Annotated in this window: 7 protein-coding genes, 1 tRNA gene and 1 rRNA gene; all 9 read right to left on the reverse strand. The window is 38.5% G+C overall.

What is annotated here, in order from left to right; translation table 11 throughout:
- Positions 1-76: 76 nt before the first annotated feature.
- On the reverse strand, positions 77-265 hold the full coding sequence (locus CC92_RS22415) for a hypothetical protein (protein ID WP_029504029.1): 189 nt from the start codon (positions 263-265) through the stop codon (positions 77-79).
- 254 nt (positions 266-519) lie between these two features.
- The gene (locus CC92_RS0105280) at positions 520-1,197 is read right to left on the reverse strand and encodes a uracil-DNA glycosylase (protein ID WP_029504028.1); all 678 of its coding nucleotides are present in this window, start codon (positions 1,195-1,197) and stop codon (positions 520-522) included.
- Position 1,198: 1 nt separating this feature from the next.
- On the reverse strand, positions 1,199-1,975 hold the full coding sequence (gene hisF, locus CC92_RS0105285) for an imidazole glycerol phosphate synthase subunit HisF (protein ID WP_029504026.1): 777 nt from the start codon (positions 1,973-1,975) through the stop codon (positions 1,199-1,201).
- Positions 1,976-1,983: 8 nt separating this feature from the next.
- The gene (hisH, locus tag CC92_RS0105290; RefSeq protein WP_029504024.1) at positions 1,984-2,598 is read right to left on the reverse strand and encodes an imidazole glycerol phosphate synthase subunit HisH; all 615 of its coding nucleotides are present in this window, start codon (positions 2,596-2,598) and stop codon (positions 1,984-1,986) included.
- A 348-nt stretch (positions 2,599-2,946) separates the two neighbouring features.
- The gene (locus tag CC92_RS20755) at positions 2,947-4,776 is read right to left on the reverse strand and encodes a hypothetical protein (protein WP_034218461.1); all 1,830 of its coding nucleotides are present in this window, start codon (positions 4,774-4,776) and stop codon (positions 2,947-2,949) included.
- 30 nt (positions 4,777-4,806) lie between these two features.
- On the reverse strand, positions 4,807-5,715 hold the full coding sequence (locus CC92_RS0105300; RefSeq protein ID WP_029504023.1) for a chemotaxis protein: 909 nt from the start codon (positions 5,713-5,715) through the stop codon (positions 4,807-4,809).
- 513 nt (positions 5,716-6,228) lie between these two features.
- A complete protein-coding gene (locus CC92_RS0105305) occupies positions 6,229-7,152 on the reverse strand; it encodes an ArsR/SmtB family transcription factor (RefSeq protein ID WP_029504022.1) in 924 nt (307 codons plus the stop codon).
- Between the two features lie 255 nt (positions 7,153-7,407).
- Positions 7,408-7,479, reverse strand: a tRNA-Glu gene (locus tag CC92_RS0105310).
- An 84-nt stretch (positions 7,480-7,563) separates the two neighbouring features.
- Positions 7,564-10,481: ribosomal RNA gene (locus tag CC92_RS0105315) — 23S ribosomal RNA — on the reverse strand.
- Positions 10,482-10,605: the final 124 nt, after the last annotated feature.

The following is a 10,605-nucleotide window of genomic DNA, read 5'->3' on the forward strand; positions in this document are numbered from 1 at the left end:
TCTTAATTTGACACATCATCAACAATATCTCCTTCCTGTACGGATACCTGCATGTTCCCGATAGGGACGTGAAAGATTATCGAAAGTTCTTTGATAAAGCAACAAATAATCTAGTTTCTATTTCTTCCTGCTCACTGCTTGCGTATCCAATCAATCTGATATGATGCACCCTGTTATCTTTCGCAACGATAAAGTGTATCCCATCTCCAATACGATATGCATAGTCGAAATCTTCCATTACTATAGGTGATACATAAACTCTCATTCTCCCTTATTGCATAGTCTCTAAAATGTAAGAAATATTACTTTTTCTCCTTACATTCTCCCCCTTTATGTAACTTCAATCGTTGATCCTCCCCTTTCCCCTTATATCCTCTCAAGTTAAAATCCCACTTGTATTTTTAGATATATAGCAAATTAAACCATATATAACCATTGCTTAAAGATACAAAAAAATCCCTAACGCATATGATATTGTTTATAAACATTATATAGCATAAGGAATTCTTTTATCTTAAATTAAATATTTTCAATCTGCCAATCGATTGGTTCCATACCGTTTGCTTTAAAATATTCATTAGTCTGGCTAAATGGTTTACTACCAAAAAATCCTCGATAAGCAGACAATGGACTAGGGTGTGGAGCTTTTAAAATAAGATGCTTTGGATTCGTTAGCATTGGTATCTTACTTTGTGCTGGCTTTCCCCAAAGAAGATATACGATTGGCCTATCTTGCGCATTAACAGCTTGAATAATGGCGTCAGTAAACTGCTCCCAGCCTCTCCCTTGATGCGAGTTTGCCTGATGTGCTCTTACCGTTAGTACCGTATTCAATAGTAAAACTCCTTGATCTGCCCACTTCTTAAGGTATCCATTGTTTGGTATATAACACCCCAAATCAGCTTGCAATTCTTTGTAAATATTCTGTAAGGAAGGAGGAATATCCTTTTGCTCCGGTAATACCGAAAAACTAAGCCCATGTGCTTGATTGACATTATGATATGGGTCCTGTCCCAGTAACAGCACTTTTACCTTACTTAATGGGGTAAAATGAAAAGCATTAAAGATATCCTCTGCTGGCGGATAAATTGTAGTCTGGTTATACTCTTCTCTTATAAAATTGTATAATTGCTTGTAATATGGTTTATGAAACTCCTCCCCGATAGAGTCTAACCAATCGTTTTGTATCATTGACATTCTAACAACTCCTGTCTTCTAATCTTACGCTTACTTCTTTCGATCTTAGGTATTTTTTTAAATCATTAATTTCTAGTTCCTTATAGTGAAATAAGGATGCAGCTAAAACAGCATCTGCTTTTCCTATAGTGAAAGCTTCATAAAAATGTTCTTTCCTTCCGGCTCCACCCGATGCAATTACTGGTATCGATACATTCTCTGATATCTGCCTCGTTAATTCCAAGTCGTATCCATTTTTTGTTCCATCACAGTCCATACTCGTTAATAGAATTTCGCCAGCACCAAGTTTATTTGCTTTCATAGCCCATTCCACAGCGTCGATGCCCATATCTATTCTACCACCATTTTTGTAAATATTCCACCCACTACCATCTGGTCTACGTTTTGCATCGATGGCTAAAACAACACATTGACTACCAAACTTATCTGCTGCTTCACTAATAAGGCTAGGATTCATAATAGCTGCAGTATTCACTGCTATCTTATCAGCTCCCTCACGTAAAATCAACTTAAAATCTTCAATGGTACGGATTCCCCCACCTACAGTAAATGGGATAAATACTGTTTCAGCAACCTTACGTACCATATCTAACTTTATCGTCCTTGCATCAGAAGAAGCGGTAATGTCTAAGAAAACTAGTTCATCTGCCCCTGCTTGACCATATTCGGCACCAACTAATACAGGATCTCCTGCGTCTCTTAGATTAATAAAATTTGTTCCCTTTACAACTCGACCATTATGTACATCCAGACATGGTATAATTCTCTTTGTATGCATAGTCCTTCCTACCTTTCTTCTAGTCTAGCAAAATTGCTAAGAATCTTTAGACCAATCTCTCCGCTCTTTTCCGGATGAAACTGGCAGGCGTATAGATTGTTTTTTTCTACAGATGCATCAATTCGTGTACCATAATCCGTGGTTGCAGCAACTATGCTTCGATCCTCTGATTTTAAATAGTAAGAGTGTACAAAATATACATAAGGAGATCCTTCGATTCCTTGATACAAAGAAGCTCCGTTTGCTATGTTTAAATTATTCCATCCAATATGAGGTATCTTTAGCCCTTCCCCTTCAGGAATACGAATGATCTTTCCTGGCAATAAGCCAAGTCCTTCTATTCCATCGCTTTCCTCACTGCCTTCAAACATTAGCTGCTGACCAAGACATATTCCCATCAATGGTTTTTTGCTATCAGCAACTTCCTTAATTGTATTAACAAGATGATAGCTATGTAATTTCTTCATAGCATCTCCAAAAGCCCCCACTCCTGGCAATATTACTTTCCCTGCGTTCATAATCTCATCGTGATCTCTTGTTATCACTGCCTCTTCTCCTAGAAGATGAAGAGCTTTTTGAACACTTCTTAAATTTCCTGCGTCATAATCAATGATTGCTATCATAGTGCCACATCCTTTTTTATTTTATAAACGATAGCCAAACGGATATCGTAGATTACTAAAGTATCAATTCAAAGTTTTTCCTTTTGTATATCATAATAGATAATAAAGATTTTTTCAAGATAATTTGTTAAAGTGGTAAAGGAGTAAATATAAAAAAGTGCCCCGTAAACATCTTCTTGCGATAATTAATAATAAGTATACCACGAAACTGTTTAATAAGTGCACGATGAAACTCACTAATAACAATGATAATAGTAATCACACCCCAAGAAACTCAACCTTTATGAAAAAAGTAGATAAGAAAAGAACAGTAACCTATTCAATAACATTAGGATACTGTCCCTTTACTTACTTATCGTTTTCTGTTTTTTGAACAAGCTTATCATCAAGATGTTCTAATACGACATTATAAACTGCCACGCTGTAATCCAATTGTGTAGGACTATTGATGATATTATATGCTTCCTCAACTGATAGATAAAATATATTATCTAACTCTTTTACAATTTGATTTCGTACATAATCTAAATCTGTTTGTATGCCAAGTTTCATTGCAAGAGCATAATACTTATCGTAACGCTCCAACCCTTTTAATAAAGAATCCAAGGCTTCTGGATACATACCAATAGCAGAATAATTATTATAAGAATTTAACTGCTTATTAACAAACATTACTGTCATTATCTTATCATAGATTTCAATGTCTTCATCTCTAATCTCTAAACCATACACCTCGTTATAAGCATCATTATAACGCTGCATACCGAAATTCTTGGTTGCATTTTGAATGTTAATAGCATAACTATATACATTAGTACCTATCACAACAAATAAAGCAATACTTGCAAATAACGCAAATACGAAGGAAGCGCCAATTCGATTAATTCTACCTTCATTTTCATCAATCTCATCGATTAACTCTTGTACTTCTTTCGAAAGCCGCTCTTTTTCTTCTTTCTTTGCTTTTGCTCGCTCCACCTTGGCTTGTTTTGCCTTAATAGCGTCATCCTTAGCCTTCTTCTTTGCTGCTAATTTATCTGCTTTTTTCTTTGCCTTAGTAGCCTCTTTTTCCTTTTCAGCTTCTCTGGTTTCAGTTTCTTTTTTCTTTGATTCTTCTACTACATTCTGCTTAAGTTGCTCCTTTTCTTCCTCAGTTAATTCCTCTTTTATATTTCCGAAAACACGAGCAAATATATTTTTCTTTCTACCAGTAGGATTTTTCTCTTTGTTTTTCTTTTTATTTTTCTTTTTATTTTTCTTTATATTTGTTTCAAGATTCTCTATTTCCTTTGACTGAACTTCCTCTTGGTTAGGAACATCTGGTATTAATTTAAGTAAATCTTCATCAATTCCTACATCCTCTAAACTAGAAATTCCACCAAGTGCATCCTGATAGATGCCACCGATGTCTTTCACCGAAGGATTTAACAAATCATCCGAATCACCGTATAGACTTAATAACGGGTCTTCTCCAGACTCTTCATTATCCATAAAATCATCAATGGAAAGTACATCTGAAGCATAATCCTCTTGACTATCGTCTTCCGGTGTTCTATTTATTTCATTTAATAAATCAAGTATATCTTGATTTCCATCAAAATCAGGCGTACTACCCACCACAAATTCTCCCTCTGCTTCTTTATAATAGTTGCTAGTTATTTTATTCTCCAGCGAATCGCTTATGTTTAGCTTTTCTTTCTCTTGCAAGTTATCTTCTTTCGTTGTAACTAACTCAGAAAAAGATAAATTAGCTACGTCATTTTCTAAACTAGCATCATCTTGCCCTTCTAACTCTATTTCTTGCTGCTCTTTTATATCTATTTCTTGCCGCTCTTCTATATCTATTTCTTGCTGAAGTTCTGTTATATCAGTTTCTCTTTGTATTTTTTTTACGGAATCCTCAATATTATCACGCTCATCTAACACTGTTTGATTTAGTAAATCTTTTAGTTCCTTATTATCGGTGATACTCTCTGATTCCATATCAAATATACTATAATTCTTTGTTAGATAATCTTCTGCTTCTTCCGTAGTAGTAATATCTTTGTTACTATGTAGTGACTCCATAGATGCAGATAACGTGTTAAGATATTGATCGTCTAAGCCTAATTCTTTGCAGTTTAAACAATATTCGCTATTATCTTTTACTTCTGCATGACATATCTTGCATCTATCCATTTGTACACCACCTAATATTTTTTATAGGAATTATTCGTTTAAAAGTAACTCATCGATCTTTGCCACTAATTGTCCGATTTCTGGTTTTGATAATTGAGCGTCTGCACCTAAAGCTTCACCCTTCCTACGCATATCCTCATTCACCAAAGAAGAAAAGATTACGACAGGAATTTGTGCTAGTTTTGTATCTTCCTTAACAAGCCTTGTCAAACGGTGGCCATCCATTATTGGCATCTCAATGTCAGTAATTATTAAAGCAACCTTTTTGTCAACAATTCCTTCTTGCTTGTACTTCAGAAGTAAGTCATAGGCTTCTTTCCCATTTTCCGTTCTAGTGATATTGGTATAACCTGCTTTCGCAAGACAATCGACTAGTAATTGATTTAGCAAATGGGAATCTTCAGCAATAATAATTGGTAAATCACATCGTCTTCTGTTTTTCAATGTATCCATATCTGATACTTTCAAACTAGTTTCAGGACTTATATCGGCTACTATCTTTTCAAAATCAAGTAGGATAATTAACTTATTTTCCAATTTAATAATACCAGTTGCAACTCCCATTCCAGCATTACTTAAAGTAGCATCTGGTTTTGTGATATCCCCCCAAGAGATACGATGAATACCTAAAACTTTATTTACATGAAAACCAACATGTAAATTATTAAAGTTCGTTACAATAATCATATCTTTCCCATCCTGATGTGACTCTTGTTGCATGTTTAAAGTCTTTCTTAAGTCTATGATTGTCATAATAAAATCACGGGGCATATAAATACCCTCAACCGTAGGGTGAGCATTAGGTACTGGTGTTGGGCTTACAAAGGGAAGTATCTCTCTAATCTTAGCCACATTAATACCATAGCTGTTTCCGCCAATGGTAAATTCAAGCACTTCTAATTCATTTGTGCCACTTTCTAATAATATATTGTTATCCATAGGTCTACCCCCATATCATCTTGAGTTTAATTTATCCGTTAGAAATTACCTTATTTGTGTATATATACATATATTATATGACAAAATGACAAATAATTCAATTGTAACATAGTTAAAACGACACTATTTTCCATTTTTATTCTGCAATAGAATCTAATAGTATATCTTTATTCCCTATAATTATCGGCTATTTAACTAATTAAGATTAGCGGTAAATAATAATTCAGCATCCCATATAAATCTTATGAGCAAACAGGCTAGATTCCTCGTTAAACATACCATTTAGTCTGATATTTTTTTATATATTTAATGAATCATGCACAACATAAGTAAAATTACTATACCTCCAGTACTGAAACACATTAAGAACAATCATCCCAAAAGATTTGACCTAGAGTCAATAATGCGAGAACAAATAAACCTTCTAAATTAAGTATATCTTAATTCAGTTAGTTTATCGATTCTCGCATTTTGTCAGATAACACTATAAGTTTAAATTCATTCATTTATTTTTTATTGCATCGGTTCATAATGGATTCTTACCTTGATATCTTGATTGTAATTTCCAAAACCACTGCCATAGACAGTTAAGCCTCCAACATTAGCTGACTCCTCCTCTACAGCAAGTTTAAAACAAATATCACTTCGATAGTTTAAATTAAACTGATCAATTGTCATAGAAGATATTTTTCTTCCATCAATGTATGTACCAGATTTATTAATCACTAATATTTTTAATAAGCCATATTGGTTCCAGTTTGTGAACCACCACTTTGGTGTAAAAATTCCTCTCTTATCCCCAAAGTCTCCTGGACTGGTCCAAACACCAATTTTCTTATTATTTATATAAAAAGAAATGTCACTTGGCCACTCATTATTTACTCCAGGTGCTTCAGATCCCAACTCTAGTGAAAATGTAATCTGGTCTACTTTCTGACCCGCTGGTAATAAATTAGGTATCTTGTACTCAATAAATCCTTTTGTAAACCATAAAATATTCGCATCCACACGTTTTACATGGGAAAAATAACGAGGATCATCTACTTCACCAATTAACATATCTTTCGTAGCAATACCACAGGTAGGTAATACACAATAATCCGAGTAATGACCAATTTTCACTTCTGTTTCGTATATATTATTGTCATAAGAATTTTCCAAATCCATAATTTCAATAAATATTTTATCAACGTCAACTCGACAAATCTTTTGGTTTCCATGTCCCGCATACTCCGGAATTAGCTGTATAATTCCACTTTCCTCTAATTTCTTCATATGTCCGGTTAATGCACCATTGGTTATATTAAGTGCTGATGCTAGCTCGTTCATATTCATTTCTTTATTATCTAGTAAAAGATTAATAATTTGTATACGCACACTGGAACCAAGTGCCTTGAAAACGCTTAATCCATCTTCTAAGTTCTTAATATGTAACATATCGTCACCTATTACCTCCCCTTGAGTATGATGTCATGCTCATTCCGTCCACGACTTGTTATATTCTACCATATATTTTATATCTAAGCAATTATTATGTCAAATTTACTGATTACTGAGATGCTATTTTTATTTTATGTACACTTTAAGAATTGTCTTTACTTTTTAAACAAGGAAAAGTTTGCGAAGCATACTTTTCCTTGACATGAATAATAAAGAAGTCGATTACCCTAAAGTAATCGACTTCTTTCAATATGACTCCAAGGGGATTCGAACCCCTGTTACCGCCGTGAAAGGGCGGTGTCTTAACCGCTTGACCATGGAGCCTAAGAATATTTTTCTACTCTTGTAGCATTGTACTCTCAAAACTTCATATTGATATTATATACAATAATATTGAAACAAACCTTTTAGGTTAAGCCCTCGACCTATTAGTAACAATCAGCTACATGTGTTACCACACTTCCACCTTTGTCCTATCAACCTTATCGTCTTTAAGGGTCTTACTTGCTTTCGCAATGGGATATCTTATCTTGAGGGGGGCTTCACGCTTAGATGCCTTCAGCGTTTATCCCGTCCCGACTTGGCTACTCGGCCATGCTCTTGGTAGAACAACCGATACACCAGAGGTCAGTCCACCCCGGTCCTCTCGTACTAAGGGCAGCTCCTCTCAAATATCCTACGCCTACGCCGGATAGGGACCGAACTGTCTCACGACGTTCTGAACCCAGCTCGCGTACCGCTTTAATGGGCGAACAGCCCAACCCTTGGGACCTACTACAGCCCCAGGATGCGATGAGCCGACATCGAGGTGCCAAACCACTCCGTCGATGTGAACTCTTGGGAGTGATAAGCCTGTTATCCCCAGGGTAGCTTTTATCCGTTGAGCGATGGCAATCCCACTTTATACCACCGGATCACTAAGTCCTACTTTCGTACCTGCTCCACCCGTCGGTGTCACAGTCAAGCTCTCTTATGCCTTTGCACTCTACGAATGGTTTCCAACCATTCTGAGAGAACCTTTGAGCGCCTCCGATACCCTTTCGGAGGCGACCGCCCCAGTCAAACTCCCCGCCTGACATTGTCCCCTAGCCGGGTCACGGCTACAGGTTAGAAATCCAGTACTACAAGGGTGGTATCCCAACAGCGACTCCGTAAGAACTGGCGTTCCTACTTCCTAGTCTCCCACCTATCCTGTACATGCAGCACCGAATCCCAGTATCAAGCTGAAGTAAAGCTCCATGGGGTCTTTCCGTCCTGGCGCAGGTAACCAGCATCTTCACTGGTATTTCAATTTCACCGGGTGCATTGTCGAGACAGTGCCCAAATCATTACGCCTTTCGTGCGGGTCGGAACTTACCCGACAAGGAATTTCGCTACCTTAGGACCGTTATAGTTACGGCCGCCGTTTACTGGGGCTTAAGTTCAAAGCTTCGACTTGCGTCTAACCTCTCCCCTTAACCTTCCAGCACCGGGCAGGCGTCAGCCCATATACCTCACCTTTCGGTTTTGCATAGACCTGTGTTTTTGCTAAACAGTTGCTTGGGCCAATTCTCTGCGGCCTGGTTTCCCAGGCACCCCTTCTCCCGAAGTTACGGGGTCATTTTGCCGAGTTCCTTAACAATGCTTCTCCCGTCGGCCTTAGGATTCTCTCCTCATCCACCTGTGTCGGTTTACGGTACGGGCATATAGCAAACAATAGCGGCTTTTCTCGACAGCATAGGTTCAGAAACTTCGTTACTTAAACTTCACTCCGCATCACACTTCACCATCACCGGACGGATTTGCCTATCCAGCTCGACTTTGTGCTTGCGCCGGTTTTTCCATTCCCGGCTTTTCCTACCTTTCTGTGTCCCCACAGTTCTGTTACTATATGGTACAGGAATATCAACCTGTTGTCCATCGACTACGACTCTCGTCCTCGCCTTAGGCCCCGACTTACCCAGAGCAGATCAGCTTTACTCTGGAAACCTTGGATATTCAGCCTAGAAGATTCTCACTTCTATCTCGCTACTCATTCCGGCATTCTCTCTTCTTAACACTCCACTGCTCCTTACGGTACAGCTTCGTCGCAGTTAAGAATGCTCCTCTACCAATCATACGAAGTATGATTCCACAGCTTCGGTGGTGTGTTTTAGCCCCGGACATTTTCGGCGCAAGATCTCTCGACTAGTGAGCTATTACGCACTCTTTGAATGTATGGCTGCTTCTAAGCCAACATCCTAGTTGTCTCTGAAATCTCACATCCTTTTCCACTTAACACACACTTTGGGACCTTAGCTGGTGGTCTGGGCTCTTTCCCTTTTGACTACCCAACTTATCTCGTGTAGTCTGACTCCCGATCATCATCTATACGGCATTCGGAGTTTGATAACCTTCGGTAAGCTTTGACGCCCCCTAGGGTATTCAGTGCTCTACCTCCGTTAGACTTGAGCCTGCCTAAGCAGGATTTATCGAGGCTAGCCCTAAAGCTATTTCGAGGAGAACCAGCTATCTCCGGGTTCGATTGGAATTTCTCCCCTATCCACAGTTCATCACCACCCTTTTCAACGGATGTGTGTTCGGTCCTCCACCACCTTTTACGGCAGCTTCAACCTGACCATGGATAGATCACCCGGTTTCGGGTATACACACAGTGACTCAGCGCCCTATTCAGACTTGGTTTCCCTTCGGCTCCAGACTTTCTGTCCTTAACCTTGCCACTGGATGTAACTCGCCGGACCGTTCTACAAAAAGTACGCGGTTCCACTCATAAGGTGGTTCCACAGCTTGTAAACATATGGTTTCAGGTTCTCTTTCACTCCCCTCCCGGGGTTCTTTTCACCTTTCCTTCACAGTACTATGCACTATCGGTCACTAAGTAGTATTTAGCCTTGGGGGGTGGTCCCCCCGGACTTCCAACAAGGTTTCTCGTGTCTCGTTGTACTTTGGATACCGCTCGCTCTCTTTAGGTTTCGAATACGAGGCTTTCACTCTCTCTGGCTGGCTTTCCCAAAACCATTCTTCTACCCTCTAAGTCACTTATTGCGGTCCATAACCCCGTGAGTAAACTCACGGTTTAGGCTCCTTCCCTTTCGCTCGCCGCTACTCAGGAAATCGAGTTTTCTTTCTCTTCCTCCGGGTACTTAGATGTTTCAGTTCCCCGGGTTCCCGGCGTATGGCTATGTATTCACCATACGTCAATGGAGGTTTGCTCCATTAGGTTTCCCCATTCAGAAATCTACGGGTCAAAGGATATTTGCTCCTCACCGTAGCTTATCGCAGCTTATCACGTCTTTCATCGGCTCTTAGTGCCAAGGCATCCACCATACGCTCTTATTAGCTTAACCTTTGTATTAGGTCACACTTTTCAGCATGTTCTAATATGATATTTCATCACCTAGCGTAGTGATTACTTTATCGGTTTGTTTGTTTTTCGTTTTCTCTCATAATATCGTCTATTATAAGAGTAAC

The organism is Lachnoclostridium phytofermentans, assembly GCF_000733755.1.
GTDB lineage: Bacteria > Bacillota > Clostridia > Lachnospirales > Lachnospiraceae > Lachnoclostridium > Lachnoclostridium phytofermentans_A.

Bases quoted from the DNA above. Each gene is read 5' to 3' on its own strand.
- hisH (WP_029504024.1), bottom strand. From the start codon at position 2,598: ATGATAGCAATCATTGATTATGACGCAGGAAATTTAAGAAGTGTTCAA.
- CC92_RS0105280 (WP_029504028.1), bottom strand. From the start codon at position 1,197: ATGTCAATGATACAAAACGATTGGTTAGACTCTATCGGGGAGGAGTTT.
- CC92_RS0105305 (WP_029504022.1), bottom strand. From the start codon at position 7,152: ATGTTACATATTAAGAACTTAGAAGATGGATTAAGCGTTTTCAAGGCA.
- CC92_RS0105300 (WP_029504023.1), bottom strand. From the start codon at position 5,715: ATGGATAACAATATATTATTAGAAAGTGGCACAAATGAATTAGAAGTG.
- CC92_RS22415 (WP_029504029.1), bottom strand. From the start codon at position 265: ATGAGAGTTTATGTATCACCTATAGTAATGGAAGATTTCGACTATGCA.
- hisF (WP_029504026.1), bottom strand. From the start codon at position 1,975: ATGCATACAAAGAGAATTATACCATGTCTGGATGTACATAATGGTCGA.
- CC92_RS20755 (WP_034218461.1), bottom strand. From the start codon at position 4,776: ATGGATAGATGCAAGATATGTCATGCAGAAGTAAAAGATAATAGCGAA.